General features: G+C 67.9%; 22 protein-coding genes. 11 read left to right on the top strand and 11 right to left on the bottom strand.

Annotation, left to right across the window (positions count from 1 at the left end; genetic code table 11):
• Positions 1-2 precede the first annotated feature (2 nt).
• Together QM714_RS10505 and QM714_RS10500 are read left to right on the top strand one after the other, a co-directional pair.
• Positions 3-1,109 (top strand): SIS domain-containing protein, encoded by a 1,107-nt coding sequence (locus QM714_RS10505; RefSeq protein WP_415101060.1) that lies wholly within the window; start codon positions 3-5, stop codon positions 1,107-1,109.
• Positions 1,063-1,578, top strand: coding sequence for a PTS sugar transporter subunit IIA (locus QM714_RS10500; RefSeq protein ID WP_415100184.1), 516 nt, complete (start codon positions 1,063-1,065; stop codon positions 1,576-1,578). The genes QM714_RS10505 and QM714_RS10500 overlap by 47 nt, the downstream gene beginning before the upstream one ends.
• A 66-nt stretch (positions 1,579-1,644) precedes the next feature.
• On the opposite strand, the gene QM714_RS10495 is transcribed toward QM714_RS10500, so the two are convergent.
• A complete protein-coding gene (locus QM714_RS10495; RefSeq protein WP_415100182.1) occupies positions 1,645-2,679 on the bottom strand; it encodes an LLM class flavin-dependent oxidoreductase in 1,035 nt (344 codons plus the stop codon).
• Positions 2,680-3,109: 430 nt separating this feature from the next.
• Between QM714_RS10495 and QM714_RS10490 the strand changes: the two genes are divergently transcribed.
• Positions 3,110-4,585, top strand: a complete 1,476-nt coding sequence (locus QM714_RS10490) for a hypothetical protein (RefSeq protein ID WP_415100180.1) — start codon at positions 3,110-3,112, stop codon at positions 4,583-4,585.
• A 48-nt stretch (positions 4,586-4,633) separates the two neighbouring features.
• Here the strand turns inward: QM714_RS10490 and QM714_RS10485 are convergent, their stop codons facing one another.
• A complete protein-coding gene (locus QM714_RS10485; RefSeq protein ID WP_415100178.1) occupies positions 4,634-4,849 on the bottom strand; it encodes a hypothetical protein in 216 nt (71 codons plus the stop codon).
• 60 nt (positions 4,850-4,909) lie between these two features.
• On the opposite strand from QM714_RS10485, the gene QM714_RS10480 reads away from it, so the two are divergent.
• The 3 genes from QM714_RS10480 to QM714_RS10470 are packed head-to-tail and all read left to right on the top strand — an operon-like array spanning position 4,910 to position 6,276.
• The gene (locus QM714_RS10480) at positions 4,910-5,242 is read left to right on the top strand and encodes an antibiotic biosynthesis monooxygenase family protein (protein WP_415100176.1); all 333 of its coding nucleotides are present in this window, start codon (positions 4,910-4,912) and stop codon (positions 5,240-5,242) included.
• A 48-nt stretch (positions 5,243-5,290) separates the two neighbouring features.
• Positions 5,291-5,884 carry a hypothetical protein gene (locus QM714_RS10475; protein ID WP_415100174.1) on the top strand — a complete coding sequence of 198 codons (594 nt, stop codon included), beginning with the start codon at positions 5,291-5,293 and terminating at the stop codon, positions 5,882-5,884.
• Positions 5,885-5,916: 32 nt separating this feature from the next.
• On the top strand, positions 5,917-6,276 hold the full coding sequence (locus tag QM714_RS10470; RefSeq protein WP_415100172.1) for a hypothetical protein: 360 nt from the start codon (positions 5,917-5,919) through the stop codon (positions 6,274-6,276).
• A 572-nt stretch (positions 6,277-6,848) separates the two neighbouring features.
• Here QM714_RS10470 and QM714_RS10465 read toward each other — a convergent pair.
• From QM714_RS10465 to QM714_RS10450, 4 genes are read right to left on the bottom strand one after another with little or no spacing between them, the layout of a single operon-like run.
• On the bottom strand, positions 6,849-7,112 hold the full coding sequence (locus QM714_RS10465) for a hypothetical protein (protein WP_415100170.1): 264 nt from the start codon (positions 7,110-7,112) through the stop codon (positions 6,849-6,851).
• The gene (locus tag QM714_RS10460) at positions 7,109-7,411 is read right to left on the bottom strand and encodes a DUF2568 domain-containing protein (protein ID WP_415100168.1); all 303 of its coding nucleotides are present in this window, start codon (positions 7,409-7,411) and stop codon (positions 7,109-7,111) included. The genes QM714_RS10465 and QM714_RS10460 overlap by 4 nt, the downstream gene beginning before the upstream one ends.
• 25 nt (positions 7,412-7,436) lie before the next feature.
• Positions 7,437-7,538 carry a VOC family protein gene (locus QM714_RS10455; RefSeq protein ID WP_415100166.1) on the bottom strand — a complete coding sequence of 34 codons (102 nt, stop codon included), beginning with the start codon at positions 7,536-7,538 and terminating at the stop codon, positions 7,437-7,439.
• Positions 7,538-7,801, bottom strand: a complete 264-nt coding sequence (locus QM714_RS10450) for a VOC family protein (RefSeq protein WP_415100164.1) — start codon at positions 7,799-7,801, stop codon at positions 7,538-7,540. The genes QM714_RS10455 and QM714_RS10450 overlap by 1 nt, the downstream gene beginning before the upstream one ends.
• Before the next feature lie 113 nt (positions 7,802-7,914).
• On the opposite strand from QM714_RS10450, the gene QM714_RS10445 reads away from it, so the two are divergent.
• Both QM714_RS10445 and QM714_RS10440 read left to right on the top strand, forming a co-directional pair.
• The gene (locus QM714_RS10445; RefSeq protein WP_415100162.1) at positions 7,915-8,166 is read left to right on the top strand and encodes a hypothetical protein; all 252 of its coding nucleotides are present in this window, start codon (positions 7,915-7,917) and stop codon (positions 8,164-8,166) included.
• A gap of 23 nt (positions 8,167-8,189) precedes the next feature.
• On the top strand, positions 8,190-8,546 hold the full coding sequence (locus QM714_RS10440; RefSeq protein WP_415100160.1) for a hypothetical protein: 357 nt from the start codon (positions 8,190-8,192) through the stop codon (positions 8,544-8,546).
• A gap of 166 nt (positions 8,547-8,712) precedes the next feature.
• On the opposite strand, the gene QM714_RS10435 is transcribed toward QM714_RS10440, so the two are convergent.
• Together QM714_RS10435 and cysD are read right to left on the bottom strand one after the other, a co-directional pair.
• Positions 8,713-9,972: a sulfate adenylyltransferase subunit 1 gene (locus QM714_RS10435; RefSeq protein WP_415101058.1), complete on the bottom strand. Its 1,260-nt coding sequence runs from the start codon at positions 9,970-9,972 to the stop codon at positions 8,713-8,715.
• 68 nt (positions 9,973-10,040) lie between these two features.
• On the bottom strand, positions 10,041-10,961 hold the full coding sequence (gene cysD, locus QM714_RS10430; RefSeq protein WP_415100158.1) for a sulfate adenylyltransferase subunit CysD: 921 nt from the start codon (positions 10,959-10,961) through the stop codon (positions 10,041-10,043).
• Positions 10,962-11,239: 278 nt separating this feature from the next.
• Here cysD and QM714_RS10425 point away from each other — a divergent pair, with 278 nt between their 5' ends.
• Positions 11,240-11,674, top strand: coding sequence for a hypothetical protein (locus QM714_RS10425; protein WP_415100156.1), 435 nt, complete (start codon positions 11,240-11,242; stop codon positions 11,672-11,674).
• A gap of 341 nt (positions 11,675-12,015) precedes the next feature.
• Here the strand turns inward: QM714_RS10425 and QM714_RS10420 are convergent, their stop codons facing one another.
• Entirely contained in the window at positions 12,016-14,055 is a 2,040-nt protein-coding gene (locus tag QM714_RS10420) for a PKD domain-containing protein (protein WP_415100154.1), read from the bottom strand.
• A gap of 190 nt (positions 14,056-14,245) precedes the next feature.
• Between QM714_RS10420 and QM714_RS10415 the strand changes: the two genes are divergently transcribed.
• Positions 14,246-15,058, top strand: a complete 813-nt coding sequence (locus QM714_RS10415; RefSeq protein WP_415100152.1) for a hypothetical protein — start codon at positions 14,246-14,248, stop codon at positions 15,056-15,058.
• A gap of 17 nt (positions 15,059-15,075) precedes the next feature.
• Entirely contained in the window at positions 15,076-16,017 is a 942-nt protein-coding gene (locus QM714_RS10410) for an acetamidase/formamidase family protein (protein ID WP_415100150.1), read from the top strand.
• 13 nt (positions 16,018-16,030) lie between these two features.
• Here QM714_RS10410 and QM714_RS10405 read toward each other — a convergent pair whose 3' ends face one another.
• Both QM714_RS10405 and QM714_RS10400 read right to left on the bottom strand, forming a co-directional pair.
• Positions 16,031-16,789, bottom strand: coding sequence for a sulfite exporter TauE/SafE family protein (locus QM714_RS10405; protein ID WP_415100148.1), 759 nt, complete (start codon positions 16,787-16,789; stop codon positions 16,031-16,033).
• Complete coding sequence (locus QM714_RS10400) at positions 16,786-17,841, bottom strand: gamma-glutamyltransferase (RefSeq protein WP_415100146.1); 1,056 nt, start codon at positions 17,839-17,841, stop codon at positions 16,786-16,788. The genes QM714_RS10405 and QM714_RS10400 overlap by 4 nt, the downstream gene beginning before the upstream one ends.
• Positions 17,842-17,844: the final 3 nt, after the last annotated feature.

The raw sequence follows: 17,844 nt of genomic DNA, 5'->3' as shown, positions 1-17,844 counted from the left end.
CCATGGCAGAAGCGGTCGACATCGAGCAGACCGTCCTCGGCAACGTCCTGGATCAGCCGGAGATGCTGCAAGCGGCCTTCGCGGCTCGGGAGAGCTTCGCGACACCATTCGTCGCTGCCTTCCAGGCTGCTCCGGTGTCGCGCGTGGTGTTCCTCGGCTCCGGCACGTCGTACAACGTCGCGAATCTCGCCGCGTCGTACTTCACCCGCATCGTCGGCGTCGAGGGCACTGCTCCTTATCCCACCGAGTTCACCAACTACGGCGCCGGCGTCGACCCGGGTGTGACGGATCCGTCGACGATCCTGTGTGTCGGGATCAGCCAATCCGGCACCTCGATCTCCACATGTGGGGCCTTGGAGCATGCCCGGGCCAAGGGATACCGAACCCTGGCCCTCACCGGATACGCCGACGGCCGGGTGGCCACTCTCGTGGACGCGGTGGCGCCGCTGCTCATGGGCGTGGAGATCACCGGTCCGGAGACGAAGGGCTACACGGCTTCGGTGCTCACCGTCTACCTCTGGGCCTACGCCACCGCGCTGGCCACGGGAGCAGTCAGCGAGGCTGAGGCAGAGGCCGCGGTGGCAGCCGCCGGCGAGGTCACCGCTCGCTTCGAGACCGTGGTGCGCGAGTCGGAGGAGTGGTACGACCGCAACCGGACCGGGCTGCTGCACAGCACTCGGGTCAACATCCTCGGCTATGGCATCGACTACGGCACGATGCTGGAAGGTGTCCTCAAGGTTGCCGAGATGCTCCGGGTTCCCACGATCGGCAACCTGGTCGAGGAGCACGTGCACGGGCCGACGTACGCCCTGCGGTTCGACCACGCCACCCTCTTCATCGGTTCGGACGAAGCAGAGTTCGAGCGGATGGTGGAGATCCGCAACGCCATCGGCGAGCACGCTCCGGGAGCACACGTGATCACCTGTCGCGACTTCCCCGGCGCCGACGAGCGCGATCTGGTCTTCTCGGTGAAGGCGGGCGTCTTCCTCGCACCGCTGCTGTACACCGTGCCCTTCCAGTTCTTGGCGGCCAAGGGCGGGAAGGACGTCTACATCGACACCAATGTCAACCCGGTCCCGATCCACTTCGGACACTACGGGGAGGCCTGAGGAGGGGAATGACGTGACAGGGACGATGCGGGCCAGCGCCTCGACCGCGATTCTTGTCACTGGCCACGGTCAATTTGCGTCCGGTCTGGTGAGCGCCCTGGAGCTGATCATGGGACCGCAGACGAACCTGATGGCCGTCGACTTCCCGGGCACCGACACCGCCACCGAGCTCACCGAGCACCTCACGTCGGCGATGGCCTCACTCTCGACGGCTGACCAGGTCGCAGTGTTCTGCGATCTGCGCGGTGGATCGCCCTTCAACGTGGCGACCTCGCTGGCCAGCGACCGCGACGACGTCGCCGTGCTCTTCGGCGTCAACCTTCCGACACTGATGGAGTTCATCGGCCGACGCTCCAGGGCCGCCGAGGTCGAAACGCTCTCGACGGCGGCCATCGCCGCGGGTAGGGACGGCCTCGGGCGCTTCGCGCTGACGACGGCTCAGGCCGACGATGAAGGTGACTGGGCCTGATCCCGAGAGTCTGGCATGGGTGTGTGGCTCGCCCTGTTGCCCGGCCGGAGGTCGTGCTAGGCGCGCTCAGAGCAGTGCGGCGGCTGTCAGCTCAAGGGTCTGCTCACGCGAGCGGGCGCTCCGCGGGTCCTCACCTCGGTGGGCGGAGCCGATGGGGTTGACCATGACCTCGTCGACCTCGAAGCGTGCTGCCAGCTTGCGGATCTGCTCGGCCGCGTCGGCGGGGTCACCGATGACAGCGCGGGTCAGGCCGTCGTCGATCAGCGGCTGGAGCCGTGAGGTGTCGAGCGCCAACGCGTCCTCGATGAGGTCGAGCGGCCCCAACGGCATCCCGGAGCGAAGTCGAGCCATCAGCTGCATCTGCGGAAGCGCAGCCTCGACCGCCTCCTCGCGGGTCGGCGCCACGACGGCGTTGATGGTGAGGAAGGTGATCGGTTCGGCTGCGGCCTCCGACGGGGCGAACTCACGGCGATAGACCGCGAGTGCCTCGGCGGTGTGCTCTCCCGAGAAGTGGTGCGCGAACACGTAGGGGAGCCCCTTCGCCGCTGCGAGGTGCGCGGAGTACATCGAGGAGCCGAGCAGCCAGAGTCGCGGCTCGGTGGCGGCCGCGGGCGTCGCCTTGAGCACATACTGCTGGCGTGGGATCGGCACTCGGACACCGTCGCTGCCCATCAGCGCGACGACGTCGTCGAGGTACTCGGGGAAGCGCTGAACGTCGGTGTCGTCACGACCCGCGGCACCCCGCAGGGCGATCGAGGTGACCGGGTCGGAGCCTGGTGCGCGGCCGATGCCCAGGTCGATGCGGCCAGGGTGAGCCGCCTCCAGCAGGGCGAACTGCTCGGCCACGGCTAGCGGTGCGTGGTTCGGCAGCATCACCCCGCCGGAGCCGACGCGGATCCGCTCGGTGTGCGCAGCGAGATGGGCGATCAACACTGGCGGAGACGTTGCCGCGACAGCGGCCATGTTGTGGTGCTCGGCAACCCAGTAGCGCGTAAAGCCCAACTCGTCCGCGACTCGCGCCAGTGAGGTCGACGCCGCCAGGGCGTCACTGGTGGTCTGGTCGGTGCGGACCGGGACGAGGTCGAGGACGGAGAGTCGCATAGTGAGAGCCAACGCTCGAAGGCGTCGTCTGCTTCCGTCGCGACCCTCAGGTCACTCGCCGCGGGTCCCCGCCGCGACTGAGAGAAGTACGGCGGAGGAGATGAAGGCCCAGTCGCCGCACCGAGCAGCACCAGCGAGGCGAGCGCCAGCAGATAGCCGTTGACCACCCACTGCAGCTGCCCGAGGGACGCGTCCAGGTCCTCCCCGATCGTGCGGACCGCGACATTGACGACCGTCCCGTCGAGGATCGCGATCCCCTATCCGAGGGTCAGGGCGGCCAGCGTCAGGCGACCGCGTGGCTCGCCGCCACCGACATCGACCCCCGCCTCTGGAGCGACGGATTCGATCGTTATCGTTCCGTTATCTGAAGTCGGTGGATAACCCGGGTCGTGGGGCCATCAGTGTCGGTGGGCGGTGCTGGGATGGAGGCATGGGCAAGAGGAAGCACCGGGACCGAGACGAGCAGCCGCAGCCGCGGGCGCTCGATGACCTGGATGCAGCCCAGACTCTGGCGGCAGTCGAGGCCGGTGTCCTGCATCGTCGGGCAGCGGAGGTCGAGGACCTCGAGCTGGTCGGACGCTGGGCCGACCTGCACGGGGCCGATCCTCACGGAGGTCCGGGGACCGACTCGCCCTTCGGTGACCGACTGATTCACCTCGGCGGCGAAGGCACCCCGGGTGTCCAGGAGCTGTGCTTGAACGAGCTCGCCGTGGCCCAGCGGGTCTCGGTGCTGCGGACACGGTCCATGACCGCCGAGGTGCTCGACCTGCGCCACCGGCTGCCGCGGACCTGGGCGCTGACTCAGCAGCTTCAGGTCGAGCCCTGGCTGGCTCGCAAGGTCTCCAGCGCCACCAGGCATCTGGACCAAGACACCGCCAGCTGGGTCGACGCGTGCGTCGCCCGGGTCGCGGCGGACCTGCCGCCGGGGCGAGTGCTCGCGCTCGTTGAGGCCAAGATCGTCGAGGCCGACCCCGAGGGTCACGCCACTCGGGCGGCGAAGGAGCGCGAGCGGCGCTATGTCGCTCTGGGCCGCACAGACGAGGCCGGTCTGCGCCACGTGATCGCCCGGATCAGCGCTGGCGACGCGGTCTGGATCGATGCCATGGTGGATCGGGTCGCCGACATCCTCGTCGCCCGCTTCCCCGAAGGCACTAGCCGCGACGAGCTCCGCGCCGAGGCCTTTGGCTGGCTGGCGCGCCCCGCCGAGCTCCTCGAACTGCTTCTCACCGCTGCGCAGGAGACAGAAGCAGATGCCGAGACGGAAGTTGTGACCGACACCGACCCAGACCCCGATCCAGAGCGGGAGCCCGAAGAGCCTGCCGGATCTCGGGCTACCGACCTGTCCGCGTGGGCGATCGAGGCACTGCGGAGCTTGGACCCAGCTAAACTGCGGCCGCAGGCCGTCTTGTATCTCCATCTTCACCAGACAGTCCTGGCAGGCCAGAGCCCTGGTGTGGTCAGGGTCGAAGACCTCGGCCCGATCGGGCTGGATCAGCTCACTGACCTTCTTCGGCACGCCTACGTCACCTGCCGCCCGGTGATCGACCTGGCCGACCAGGTCGCGGTGGACAGCTACGAATGCCCCGAGTCGATCCGAGAGCGGATCCGACTGACGAACCCGACCGACTACTTCCCCTATGCAGCGACGGCCTCTCGTCGTCTCGATCTCGACCATGTCGTCCCGTTCGACCGGCATGGGCCGCCCGGACAGACGGGCACCCACAACCTCGGCCCGCTCGGCCGTCGACATCACCGCAGCAAGACCTTCGCCGGCTATCAGGCGCGCCAACTCGGTCCTGGCCGCTATCTGTGGCGGACGCCGCACGGCCGTTACTTCATCGTCGATGGCACCGGCACCCACCCGATCGATCCCGGGTCAGGCGAAGAACTGCTCCAAGCCAGTTAGGGGTCTGCCTCTCCGGGATAACTCCAGATGGCGGCCCTGCGGTCGGGATCATCCGGATCCACGGCGACCTGTTCGGGGAGTGCTCTGGGTCGCGATCTTGGTGACCAGGGATGAGCCGAGCGTAGAGACGGTCGAGCAGCCAGGGGCGCGGAGCACCTGGAAGGACTGCGTGATGCGGGTGCCGCTCCCGATCGGCTCCATCGTCAGCTGCCATTCGGTGCTGTCCGGGACGAAGAAGGTCGGCACCGTCCGCCAGGTGAGCACGTCGGGCGGGTCGACGACGGTGAACTCGCAGATCCGGCACTCACCGGTAGGATCTGCAGGGTGACTGACATCAACGCCGATGGTCCTGTGCTCGAGCACGCCGTCCTGGAAGTGAGAGCTGGGCAGGCGGCCGAGTTCGAGGAGGCGCTCGGCCAAGCCCTGCCGATCATCCGGTCCGCGACGGGGTGCGTGCGAGCCAACGTCTCTCGCTGTGTCGAGTCGCCGAGTCGCTTCCTCCTGCTCGTCGAGTGGGAGCGTCTGGCCGATCACGACCCGGGCTTCCGGAGCTCATCGGGATACCAGCAGTGGCGTGCGCTGCTCCATCACTTCTACGACCCGATGCCCGTGGTCGAGCACTTCGCCGAGGTCGGGCCGAAGGATGTCCGCGGCTGACTCGCCATGAAGCTCTGCCTCCTGCCCAGCCCCCTAACAACCCCGGCGGTGACGCAACCGTTGGCGGCTGCGCTACGAAGGCGCGGGCACGAGGCGTTGGTCGCCACCCGAGGTGGGACGGATGTGGAACAGGTGCTGGCGGAGTTCGTCGCAGCCGCCCAGGGCGCCGATGTCGTCGTACCCCATTCCAACGCCGGTCGGTTCGCGCCGGCAGTCGCGGAGCAGGTCGGTGCGCGACTGGTCTGCCTGGACTCACTGCTGCCCGGGGAGGAGCCCGATCCCGGATGGACCGACGTGCTTCGCTCCAAGGAGCTGGCCGACGGTCTGCTTGCGCCTTGGTCGACCTGGTGGCCGCGCGAGGACGTCGACGCGGTGGTTGGTGAACACTGGGCCCTGCTGACGACGGACGAGCCACGGGTCCCGCTTCGGCTGCTCCTCGAGCAGCCGCCCGCTCCGGAGGATTGGCTAACGCGGCGTTCTGGCTACATCGCCTTCGGCGACACCTACGCCGAGCAGGCGGCGCTCGCGGAGGCGAACGGTTGGGAAGTACGTCGCCTCGACGGCGGTCACCTGCATCTGCTCACCGCTCCCGATGACGTTGCCGACGTCCTGCTCGACGTCGTCGCGGGGCTTGCCCACTGAACCGTGTGAGCCTGCCGGTCGTAACCCGGAGTATGACAACCCGATGGGTCGGCGCCGCTGCGGTGGCGGTTTCAGCGATCGTCCACCTGTCTCTCTGGTTCGACGGGGTCAAGGACCAGGGCACGGTCGGCGCGCTCTTCGTAGTGAACGTGGTGGCGGGCCTGGTGATCGCCGTACTGCTGGTCCGCTGGCAGCACTGGCTGCCGCTCCTGCTGTTGGTGGGCTTCGGCGCGAGCACCCTCGGCGCCTTCTTGATCTCGGCGAGCGGAAGCCTCTTCGGGATCCACACGGGCTGGAGTTGGTATGCCTGGCTGGCGGCAATCGCCGAGATCGTGGCGGTGATCGCCGGTGTTGCCGCCGCCGCCCGGGAGGGCTACCTCAACCGTCGATAGCTGTCGCTGGTTCAGCGGGACGACGGCCCAGTGGACAGGCCGGCCGATACTGTTGCCTGCGCAAGCAGCTGGGCGAGGTCACCTACGTCTCGCAGACGGAGGCTCGTGCATCCCTGGGGCTGCCCACGGCTCCATTGCGGAATGCGCACAACTGAGCCCGGCCTAGTTTCACAAGGAACCTGACAGTCCGAGTCGGGGCGAGCTCTCTCCCGGGGTCGGCCCTATTCCCAGTCGGTGTCCGGACTGAGATGCAGTCTTGGGTCCATGACCTCGTGCAGGACCCGGCCGATGGCCAGCAGATCACCCTCCCACCGACAGTAGAGGACGTGGCGGGGCCGCTTGACGCGCTCGCCCGAGCTTCGGATGACGCTATTGCGCAGGTGCCAGCTCAGGATGTCGGGTCCGAGTTCAGGACGCTTCTTGAGCAGTAAGCTGTCACGGTTTCGTGCTGCATGGCGCAGGGCCGCGACGATCAGTGCGCCGTAGCGTTGCGAGGCTTGCTCACCGAACTCGCGGTACGACGTTGCTAGGACATCATCGATGTCGTTCAGGGCTGCTTGGCTGAGACGAAATCAGCCGTCATGTTCAGCGTCGACCCGCTGGGCCGCGCCACGCCCGATGTTTGCAATGAAGTCGTCGAGGTCGGCGTCCGCAACGTCGACATGACGGCCCTGATCCAAGTCATCGAAGCCCTTCTGGACCTCGGCACGCAGCGCGGTCAGCGCGGTGGCATGATCACCTGTCCCCTCGATGCTGTCCAGCAGTGCGTACGCCAGGTGCTCGCGCTCGGCGGAGGGCAACTCCATCGCCGCTCGAATCACCTCGGCAGTCGTCATGGAAGGAGTCTAGTCCGACTAGATGCTCGTGGGTCTCGTGTTGAGACTGCCCACGGCGCGGTTGTGGATACGCGCACCAGGTTGACCTGATCCACATACCGCAGCGCCGCTGTCTCAGCCCACCAGGCGGTCAGCTTCTCCCATTGCCCGAGCGCGGTCATCGCGATCGCCACCGCAGGCGCCGCGATGGCTAGGACAACTCCGGTGGCCGTGTTCCCCACCTGCCATCCCCAGACGGCGAGGCTCGCGAAAGCCGCCAGCTCGAGCAGGAACTTGACCGCCAGGTTGAGGGATCGCACCAGACCATTCTGGTGCGGCTCTGTTCTAGCCCGGTTCGGTGATGCCCTCGTAGAGCCCGATCTCGTTGCCGTCGGGGTCGCTGATGCTGGCCCACCAACTCGTCTCCGAGATGGGTGACTTCTCCATCACACTTGACCGCCCTGCTCGACCGCCGTCGCCAATGCGGCATCGATCGAGTCGACCTCGACGTAGGAGCGTGGCTGGGTGAAGCCTTCGGAGCGTGGGGCGAGTCCGCTACCGCTGATCTGGTTGGGCGCTCGCCACATCGGGTCGCCCTCAAACCCGGGCACCTCGGCGATCTCCCAGCCGAACAGCGTTGAGTAGAACCCGCTGGATCGTGCTGTGTCGCTGACGGGAATGTCGATATGCGTGATGTCGCCGTGGGGCATGAGTGGCTCCTCGTGATCGGGCGTGCAACATTCCCTCTACCCTGCGCCGCTCGACCGCCGGGTTCAGGAGCTCAGCCCAGCCAGTATGAGCAGATGGGCGTATAGTTATGCGTATGCCACGGATGCAGGTCTATCTTCCAGATGCGCTCTACCACGAGGTCAAGGAGCGAGGGCTCCCCGCCTCCGAGCTGCTGCAAGAGGCTGTCATGGCTGAGTTGCGCAGGCTGGAGCTCGAAGCACGCACGGATGAGTACCTCGATGAGCTTGTTGCCGAGGTTGGCGAGCCGTCGCAGGAGGAAATGGCCCGCGCGGATGCGATCGCCCTCAGACTCCAAGAGCGCGCGCTCGCGGCCCGAGCCGGCTGATGCTCGTCCTCGACTCGGGAGGTGTGAGCCAGCTCGCGAAGCGCGATCGCCACACGGCCGCACTGGTGCTTTCACTTCGCCGCCGAGGACTATGGCCGCCGGTCGTGCCGACGGTTGTGCTGGTGGAGTCGTTGACCGGATCGACCGCACGGGACGCGAACACCAACCGTCTTCTGAAGGCATGCGACATCCGGCCCATGGTGTCGGAGCAGTTGGCTCGCCGGGCGGCTGTGCTACGGACCGCGGCGCGTAGGGGCTCCGCAGTCGATGCGCTCGTCGTCGCCATGGCCGAGCCAGGGCACACCATCCTCACCTCGGACGGTGCGGACCTGAGCGCTCTGGCCGCGAACGCGACCGATGTCGCGATCGAGCTGGTCTGATCCGCTGCAATGGCGACGCGTAGGACGAAAGTCAGCTCGTTGCTCGTTGCTCGTTGCTCGCGGCGCCGCGCTCAGTGGCACCGGCACCCAGATCTCGATCTCGTCTCGGCGCTTAGAACTCGATCATCGGCCGGCTTAGGTCTAGTCGGCGGTCTTGTCGCAGTGGTCAGTTGGCGGTGTTGATCATCCCGGCGCCGACGGTGACGCCGGTGGCCTCGTCGATGAGGATGAAGGAGCCCGTGGTGCGGTTCTTGGCGTAGGGGTCGCACAGCAGCGGCACCGTGGTGCGCAGCTGGACGCGGCCGATCTCGTTCAGACCAAGGCCCTTGGTGGCCACGTCGTCGCTGTCGCGGTGCAGAGTGTTGACGTCGAGGCGGTACTGGATGTCCTTGACCAGCGCACGGCCCATCCGGGTGGTGTGCTTGATGGCCAGCTTCTGCCGAGGCCGCAGCGGCTGGTTCGTCATCCAGCAGACCATCGCGTCGATGTCCTGGCTTGGCTGCGGAGCGTTGTTGATCCGAGCGATCATGTCGCCACGAGAGACATCCACGTCGTCGGCCAGCCGAACGGTCACCGACATCGGTGGGAACGCCTCGTCGAGCTCGGTGTCGAAAAGGTCGATGGCCTCGACCGTGGAGGTCATCCCCGAGGGCAGCACGATGACCTCGTCACCCTTCTTGATGACGCCGCCAGCGACCTGTCCGGCGTACCCCCGATAGTCGTGGAATTCGTCGGACTTCGGCCGGACGACGAACTGCACCGGGAAGCGGACGTCGACCAGGTCGCGGTCGGAGGCGACGTGGACGTGCTCGAGGTGGTGCATCAGGGTCGGGCCGTGATACCACGGCATCGCGTCGCTGCGCTCGACGACGTTGTCGCCGTTGAGCGCCGAGATCGGGATCACCTCGAGGTCGGGGATGTTCAGCTTCGTGGCGAACTGGGCGAACTCGTGGTGGATCTTCTCGTAGACGTCCTCGGCGTAGTCCACCAGGTCCATCTTGTTGACCGCGAGCACGAGGTGCGGGACGCGGAGGAGCGAGAGGAGTACGGCGTGGCGCCGGGACTGCTCGGTCAGGCCCTGGCGGGCGTCGACCAGCACCAGGCCGAGGTCGGCGGTGGAGGCGCCGGTGACCATGTTGCGGGTGTACTGAATGTGGCCCGGGGTGTCGGCGATGATGAACTTGCGGGTGGGCGTCGCGAAGTAGCGGTAGGCCACATCGATGGTGATGCCCTGCTCGCGCTCGGAGCGCAGTCCGTCGGTGAGCAGCGCCAGGTCGGTGTAGTCGTAGCCCTTGGACTGGCTGGTCGCCTCCACGGCCTCGAGCTGGTCCTCGAAGATCGACTTGGAGTCGAGCAGCAGCCGCCCGATCAGGGTCGACTTGCCGTCGTCGACCGAACCGGCGGTCGCGAAGCGGAGCAGGTCCATGGCCCCGGTGCTCGGGACCACGCCCGCATCGCCGTGGGTGGTCGGGTTGGTCTCGTCGCTGGCGGCCATCAGAAGTAGCCCTCCTTCTTCCGGTCCTCCATCGCGGCCTCGGAGAACTTGTCGTCGCCGCGGGTGGCGCCGCGCTCGGTGACCCGGGCAACGGCGATCTCGTCGATGATCTTGCTGATGGTGTCGGCCTCGGACTCCACGGCACCGGTGAGCGACCTGTCGCCGACCGTGCGGAATCGGACGGTGCGCGTCTCGATCGTCTCGCTGCCCCTGGGCTGGACGACGTCCGATGCCGACAGCAACAGTCCGTCGCGGTCGATCACGTCACGCTGGTGGGCGTAGTAGATCGACGGGATCTCGATGCCCTCACGACCGATGTAGTGCCACACGTCGAGCTCGGTCCAGTTGCTGATCGGGAAGATCCGCATGTGCTCGCCCTCGTGCAACTTGCCGTTGTAGAGGCTCCACAGCTCGGGGCGCTGGTTCTTCGGGTCCCACTGGCCGAACTCGTCGCGGTGGGAGTAGACCCGCTCCTTCGCGCGCGCCTTCTCCTCGTCACGACGACCGCCACCGAAGGCGGCAGTGAAGCCGTTCTCCTCGATGGCATTGAGCAAGGTGCCGATCTGCAGCCGGTTGCGGGAGGTCTTGCCGTCATCGACGACGATGCCGTCGGCGATCGCCTGATCCACGCTCGCCACGATGAGGCGTACGCCGAGGCGCGCGACCCAGCGGTCACGGGTCTCGAGCACCTCCGCGAAGTCCAGGCCGGTGTCGACCTGCATCACGGGGAACGGGATCTTGGCGGGGTAGAACGCCTTCTCCGCCAACCGCAGCATGCAGATGGAGTCCTTGCCGCCGGAGAACAGCAAGACCGGCTTCTCGAACTCCGCCGCAACCTCGCGGAAGATATGGATCGACTCCGCTTCCAGCTGGTCGAGCTGGCTCATCTGGTAGTCGGCGTGCGTGGGTGGTGCGCTCATGCTGATGATCGGGCCTCTCGGGTGAAGACAGCGACGCCCATCGTATCCGTCCGAACGGCCGGAACATGAATTCTGACCGATTTGGTGGACTTTCTGGAAACGCCGACGACCGACTTGCGGCGTTGATTGACCCGATCAGCACATGGGCGAGTATCCTGACCCGGCATATATCACACCGAGCCAAGGGGCACAACGTGGCTGACCAGCGACCCGAGACGTCGTCTAGTAGGCGTCTCGATCGACGCGCCGTGGTCCGGGCGGGCGTCTGGAGTGTGCCCATGATCGCTGTCGCCACCGCTGCTCCGGCTCTAGCAGCGTCGGGCGTCGCCGGAACGTTGGTCATGTACACCTTCAACGGTTGGACTGGCGAGAACACGTTGATCTGGCAGGCGAAGGTCACGAACATGTGGTCCTCGACGACTCCTACGACAGGCGCCGTAACGCTGCTGGTGTCGTTTGACGACGCCTTGGTGACCGGTGAACTGAAGAGCATGTCCGGAAGTGATTGGACTTCGTCGGCGCCCGTACAATCGGGCTCCAAGTGGATCTACTCCTTCACCTATGGCGCGACCATCGGCGTTAGCCAAGACTCGACTCTGCTCCAGTTCACCGTCTCGCGCGACGTGACCGCGAGTGGCAGTTTCACGGTCGATGGAGTCGCATCCGCCTCGAACATGACTCCGGCAACCAAATCGGAGACCTTCGCTGTGTGATGACGCAGCCGCCGTTGTTTCGGCGGCTGGGTATGCGGTGCCGCCGACTCGAAGGCGGCGAGGTCATACAGCCGAGTGTCGTCGTAAGTGCCACGCACCAACGTGTTGTACTGCTCGCGAGACGCCTTCGAGTCGCTCAACGACGCGTCCAACTACGTGCGCGATCGAGAGTCGTCAAGGGCTCAAGATCGGTGCTCCCGAGGAAGGTCGCCTGGCGGATGGGCTCCCTGTCCGGCGCCGAGTTCGAGGCTCGCGGGCAGGCAGTGGCCATGAGTGGCTACGGGACCTATCTCCTGGGTCTGCTCGGATAGTCCACCATTCGGCTGCGCCCAGTGGGCGGCCTACATCGGGGCCAGCACTACCGTCCAAGCGACGGCCTTGCCGGAGGCGGTGCCGGCGGTGGCGTTCTGGGCGGGCACCGAGCCGGCTGGCCACGCGGAGCTGTCGGCGGTGAGCGAGGTGAGCATGCCGGCGGAGGAGCCGGTGGTGGTGGCCCGCGAGGTCAGGCCGCTCGGCACCGTCCAGCCGTGGGCGGTCGACGTCTTGTCCACCCAGTAGCGCAGCACCACCGAGCCGGCCGCGCCCACGCTGCTGGCCGGGGCGGTGTGGGTGGCCGAGTTGCCGGTCTCGGCTCGCGAAGCGGAGGCGCTCACGGCGCCGGCGTCGTACGCCGCCAAAGTCACGCTGGTCTTGGCCTTCGCGTCCAGTGCGACACGCACTGTGCTGCCGGCCGAGGAGGCGGTCGCGGTGGTGGTGAGCAGCCACGACCGCAGATCGCTGCCGTCGGTGACCGTGCCCAGCTGCGTCCAGCCGCTCGGCACGGTGAGGGTGGCGGTCCGGTTGGTGGTCACCAGGAGCACCAACCGGTCGCCGGCTCGCACCGCGGCAGGCACGTTCACGGTGACCGCGGCCTTGTTGGCTTCGGTAGCGATCGCGGCACGGAAGCTCGCGTCGGACGTGGTCTCGGCGGTGACCTGCACGCTGGTGGTGTTCGTGCCGGTGGCCCCGTCGTTGTCGGTGACGGTCAAGGTGACCGAGTAGGTGCCGGCCGCCGCATAGCTGTGGGACGGATTGGCGGCCGTCGAGGTCACGCCGTCGCCGAAGTCCCAGGAGCGCGCGGTGATGGTGCCGTCCGGGTCGCTCGAGCCCGAGGAATCGAAGGTGCAGTCCAGCTGGGTGCAGCTCACCGAGGCGACTGCAGTGGGGCGCTGGTTGACCTGCGTCCCGCCACCGCCCACCAGGACCAGGGAGTAGGCCTGGCCGCCGCCTCCCGCCTTGGTTGCATCCGAGATGCCGGGGACGGTGATGGCGGTGGACCGGTTGGTGGTGGTGCCGTCGCCGAGCTGGCCGCTGGCGTTGAAGCCCCAGGCCCGCACCGTGCCATTGGCGAGGATCGCGAGGCCATGGTCGCGGCCCGAGCCGATCGAGACCGCGTTGCTGACGTTGTGGACCACGACGGGCCGGGTGCGGTTGACGGTGGTGCCGTCGCCGAGCTCGGCGCGGTAGTTGCGTCCCCAGGCCCGGACCTGTCCGTCGCTGCCGAGTGCATAGGAGTGGTGCGCGCCGGCGATCACCTCGGTCATCTCGGTGGCCACCTGGACCGGTGAGGTGCGGTTGGTCGTCGTACCGTCCCCCACCTGACCGTAGGCGTTGGCTCCCCACGCCCAGACCGTCCCGTTGCCGAGCAGGGCGAGTCCGTGGTCGCGGCCGCCCGCGACGGCCACGACGTTGGTGAGGCTGCCGACCCGCACCGGCGTGAGTCGCCGGGTGGTGGTGCCGTCGCCGAGGCCGCCCTCGGCATTGCGGCCCCAGGCCCACAAGGTGCCGTCGGCGCGGATGGCGTAGCTCATGTCGCGCCCAGCGGCGATCGCGACCGCGTCGGTCAGCCCGCTGACCTGGACAGGGGTACGCCGGGTCGTAGTGCTGCCGTCGCCCAGCTGCCCGTCGGTGTTCATCCCCCAACTGAGCACAGTCCCGTTCGCGCGCAGGGCCAGGCTGTGGTCGTGGCCCGTCTCGACCGCGATGGCGTCGCTGATGGTGCCGACCCGGGTGGGCACGTTCGTCTCCGCGACGCTGCCCAGACCGAGTTGGCCGAAGCCGTTGCTGCCCCACGTCCACACGGTGCCGTTGGACCGCAGCGCGATCGCGTGATCCCGGCCGCCGTGCAGATCGATCACGTCGGTGAGCCCGGAGACCGGGCCAGGCGTACGGCGGTCGCCGGAGGTGCCGTCGCCCAGTTGACCGTCGGCGTTGCCGCCCCAGGTCCACGGCGTCCCCGGCGGCGCCGCACCCACTGCCGGTGGCGAAACGAGCAGCGTCATCCCCGCTGCGGTAGCTCCCGCGGCAAGGAACGCCGCGATTCTGGTCCCCACGATCCCCATGTCCGCACCCCACGATTGCGGTCCACGAGCCGACGCACGCGTCCGCTCGACTGCTTCCCAGCAGCGTAGGCGGTCGAGGCCCTCGACGGCAGCCTCGAGAAGGCAAAGCCTGACGGTTCGTCAGCCGACCGGTAGTAGTCTCCTTCGAGGCGCATCGTGGGGTGCGCCGATGCGGCCCCTGGGAGTGTTCATGGATCAGCGCAAGCCTCTTGTCGCCCTGGTTGCGGGAGCCGTCGGAGCCTTGCTGATGGTGGGAGCACCGCCCGCAGATGCGGCGACCCGCTGGGAGCCGGTCACCAAGATGTGTCGGGTCAAGGACACCCGGATCACCGAGAACAGCGGGATGTCACACAGCACGTATGCGCGCCGTACTCTCTTCGTCCACAACGACAGCGGCGGCGGCCCGCAGTTCTTCGCCCTCAGCGCCCGGTGCAAGACCCAAGCGGTCTTCGACGTCCCGGGCGCGCCGGCCAAGGACTGGGAGGACATGGACTCCGGACCCGGTCACACGCTGTGGTTCGGGGACATCGGTGGTGACCGCGCCGAGGTCAACGTGGTGAGGGTCAACGAGCCGAAGAAGCTTCACTCGCGGGCGATCGCCCATCACAAGACCTATCGGCTGCGCTACCCGGACGGCGCTCACAACGCCGAGGCGATGATGGTGCGGCCGAAGAGCGGCCGCCTCTACATCATCACCAAGGCGCCCTCGGGAGCCGGCATCTACCGTGCGCCCACGGTGCTCAAGACGCACGGCGTGAACAAGCTGACCCGGATCGCCGCCGCCGGTCAGGGTCTGAGCGGCGCTGACTACGCCCGCGACGGCCGCCTCTTCGTGCTGCGCGGCTATCACATGGCCTTCGTCTACAAGAAGATCGGCGGCGAGCCGGTGAAGTTCCGTCTGCCTGAGGCGCACACGTTCGGCGAGGCGGTCACCTTCGACCGCTCCGGTCGCTTGGTGTTCGGCGCCGAAGGCGTGCGGCAGTGGCTGTGGCGGACACCCTGAGGGGAGATGATGGCCCGATGACCCTCACCGACCCCGTCAGCGTCGAGTTCACGCTCGGCCGCGAGCAGTGCATCTTCGCCTTCGGTCCCGAGCTGCGACCGGCGGTAACGGTGGGCTCTGGGGCGGTGGTCCGGCTGATGCTCAACGACTGCTACCACGGGCAGGTCACCTCTGAGGCGGATCTGCCGTCGGGTATCGACGAGAGCATGATCAACGCGGCCACTGGACCGATCGAGGTGCGGGAGGCCCAGCCCGGCGACACGTTGGTGGTGGACCTGCTCGAGATCAACCCCGGGCCGCGAGGCGCGGCGACGGTCTCGGCAGGCCGCGGACAACTGCAACACCTCGGCCTGACCGATGCCACCCGGATGTTCGACGTTGCCGACGGGTTGGTCCGGATGAACGAACGCGTGGCCTTCCCGGCTCGCCCCATGGTTGGCGTGATCGGTGTCGCGACCGGAGGAGAGGTGGCGCCGACCCTCGACGCCGGCCCACACGGTGGCAACCTCGACGACAACCTGCACACCGTCGGCACCCGAGTCCTGCTGCCCGTGCGTCAGCCAGGGGCGATGCTCGCGATCGGCGACATGCATGCGGCGATGGGTGATGGCGAGGTCGGCGGCAGCGGCGTCGAGATCGACGGCGATGTCCTGATCCGGGTCGGCATCGAGCCCGGTCGGCAGACCACCTGGCCGGCGGCCGTCCTCGACGACCACTGGGTCACCCACGGCACCACCGTGGAGGACCTGACCGGCGCGGTGGATGCCGCCTGCGACGAGGCCGGCCGGCTGCTGGTCGACCAGTGGGGCTTCACGGTGGAGGACGCCATGGTGTTCCTCTCGGTCGCCTGCGATGTCGGCATCGCGCAGGCCGTGCATCCCTGTCCCGGCACCGTGATCGCCCGGGTGAAGGTGCCCCGGATCGACGCCTGCCCGCTGCCGTTCCGGCCGCGGACGTAGGGCTGACTTTCCGTCAGGTGAGCACGAAGTAGCACAGCGCTGCGCCGCCCACGGCGACGATCAGGGCTCGGTAGGCCGGCTGGGGGATGAGGCGGCCATAGCGACCACCGAGGATTCCGCCGAGCAGCGAGCCGACGGCGATCGCGATGGCGGCCGGCCAGGAGACGTGGGTGGTGGAGACGAAGACGATCGCGGCAGCCATGTTGGCGGTGGCGGCCAGCGCATTCTTGTAGGCGTTGGCTCGATGGAGGTCGCCTTCGAGAGTCAGCGACAGCAATGAGAGCAGCAAGACTCCCTGGGCGGCACCGAAGTAGCCGCCGTAGACGCCGGTCAGACCAGCGACGGTCCAGGTCGCGCGCGGGCTGTGCCGGATGGTGCCGGTCGCCTGTCGCTCGGCGATCCGCTCCTTCAACCGTGGTCCGATGATCACGAGCACCAGGGCGACGGCGATGAGCACGGGGACGACGGCCTCGAAGGCCTCCTTGGGCAGGCGGAGGAGGAGCAGGGCGCCGGCCAACCCGCCGGCGGCCGAGCACAGCATGGTCGCGGCAAGCGGTCGCCAGGCGCCGCCGTACTCGTGCCGATTGGTCCAGGCGGCCGCGACCGAAGCCGGCAGCACGCCGACGTTGTTGGTGACATTGGCGAGCACGGACGGATAGCCGAGCGCGAGCAGCGCTGGGAAGGTGATCAGCGAGCCCGAGCCCACCACCGCGTTGATGAGTCCGGCGAGCAGGCCGGCGACACCGAGGATGAGGAAGTCCAGCGGACTCACCCGGCCGATCCGAGGACGACGGCCGATCCGTCGGCGCGGGGGTCGCTGCCGGCCGTCACCGCTCCGTCGTTGTCCAGGGCGATGAGGTTGGCATGCCCGAGCAGCTCGTCGTGGGGTGGCACGGACGTGACCACGAAGGCGGTGTCTGCCGCGAGTGCCGCCCGAACCGCCGCAGGCGCATCGGACTCCACCGTCACGGTGCTGGTCAGGTCGCCGTCGTCTTGCCGACCCACCACGAACCGCGGGGCAGCGACCGCCTCGGCCGGACGGGCACCAGCCATCGCGCGGAGCAAGACCTGGCTGTGGATCTGCGGCTGGCCCTGCCCGCCCATGGTCGACGACACCCAGGCGAGCCGCCCATCGGGCCGGGTGACGACGACCGGCATCAGCGTGTGGCGGGGACGCTTGCCGGGCGCGAACACGTTGGGGGAGGAGGAGTCCAGGGAGAACGACGTGCCGCGATTCTGGAACAGGATCCCGGACGCAGGCTCGAGCACGCACGCGCCGAAGCCGTGGAATACAGACTGGATCAGCGAGACCGCGCAGCCGTCGGCACTGACGGCGCTGATGCCGACGGTGTCGCCATGGGGTACGACGGCGCTGGCCTCCAGCCTCGGGGGAGTGGCGGTGAGCAGTTGCCGCAGATCGACCTTCGCCTGCCTCGGATCGGCAAGCCAGGCGTCGCGAGCGTCGTTGGCAGCCAGGAAGGCTCGGGCCAAGTCCACCGGATCGGGTTCGAACCCGCCCTTGCTCGGCAAGGTGGTCAGCGTGCGGAGCAGGGCGAAGCCCTGGGTGTTGGGCGGGCTGGTGTGGATGTCGAACCCGGAGGCGTTCACACAGCGCAGTCGACCGTTGGGGAGGGCGACCAAGGCGACCAGGTCGGAGCCGAGAGCGACGTTGTTGGGGTAGACGACGCAGAGCACGGCTGCCGCGGCGATCGCTGCATCAACCGCGGTCCCGCCATCAGCGAGGACCGCCGCGCCGGCGTCGGTCGCCAGCACGTGTGGTGTGGCGATCCCAGCGCGGGCCGGCCGGCCTGGGGCCGTGGTCATGGG

The organism is Nocardioides sp., assembly GCF_047602075.1.
Taxonomy (GTDB): Bacteria; Actinomycetota; Actinomycetes; order Propionibacteriales; family Nocardioidaceae; genus Nocardioides.
The sequence above is the reverse complement of the archived record's forward strand: the minus strand, read 5'-3'. Positions and strand labels throughout refer to the sequence as shown.

Coding starts and splice junctions, on each gene's coding strand:
- QM714_RS10505 (WP_415101060.1), top strand. CDS start 3: ATGGCAGAAGCGGTCGACATCGAGCAGACCGTCCTCGGCAACGTCCTG.
- QM714_RS10500 (WP_415100184.1), top strand. CDS start 1,063: ATGTCAACCCGGTCCCGATCCACTTCGGACACTACGGGGAGGCCTGAG.
- QM714_RS10495 (WP_415100182.1), bottom strand. CDS start 2,679: ATGCGACTCTCCGTCCTCGACCTCGTCCCGGTCCGCACCGACCAGACC.
- QM714_RS10490 (WP_415100180.1), top strand. CDS start 3,110: ATGGGCAAGAGGAAGCACCGGGACCGAGACGAGCAGCCGCAGCCGCGG.
- QM714_RS10470 (WP_415100172.1), top strand. CDS start 5,917: ATGACAACCCGATGGGTCGGCGCCGCTGCGGTGGCGGTTTCAGCGATC.
- QM714_RS10465 (WP_415100170.1), bottom strand. CDS start 7,112: ATGACGACTGCCGAGGTGATTCGAGCGGCGATGGAGTTGCCCTCCGCC.
- QM714_RS10455 (WP_415100166.1), bottom strand. CDS start 7,538: ATGGAGAAGTCACCCATCTCGGAGACGAGTTGGTGGGCCAGCATCAGC.
- QM714_RS10450 (WP_415100164.1), bottom strand. CDS start 7,801: ATGCCCCACGGCGACATCACGCATATCGACATTCCCGTCAGCGACACA.
- QM714_RS10445 (WP_415100162.1), top strand. CDS start 7,915: ATGCCACGGATGCAGGTCTATCTTCCAGATGCGCTCTACCACGAGGTC.
- QM714_RS10435 (WP_415101058.1), bottom strand. CDS start 9,972: ATGGACCTGCTCCGCTTCGCGACCGCCGGTTCGGTCGACGACGGCAAG.
- cysD (WP_415100158.1), bottom strand. CDS start 10,961: ATGAGCGCACCACCCACGCACGCCGACTACCAGATGAGCCAGCTCGAC.
- QM714_RS10425 (WP_415100156.1), top strand. CDS start 11,240: ATGATCGCTGTCGCCACCGCTGCTCCGGCTCTAGCAGCGTCGGGCGTC.
- QM714_RS10420 (WP_415100154.1), bottom strand. CDS start 14,055: ATGGGGATCGTGGGGACCAGAATCGCGGCGTTCCTTGCCGCGGGAGCT.
- QM714_RS10415 (WP_415100152.1), top strand. CDS start 14,246: ATGGATCAGCGCAAGCCTCTTGTCGCCCTGGTTGCGGGAGCCGTCGGA.
- QM714_RS10410 (WP_415100150.1), top strand. CDS start 15,076: ATGACCCTCACCGACCCCGTCAGCGTCGAGTTCACGCTCGGCCGCGAG.
- QM714_RS10400 (WP_415100146.1), bottom strand. CDS start 17,841: ATGACCACGGCCCCAGGCCGGCCGGCCCGCGCTGGGATCGCCACACCA.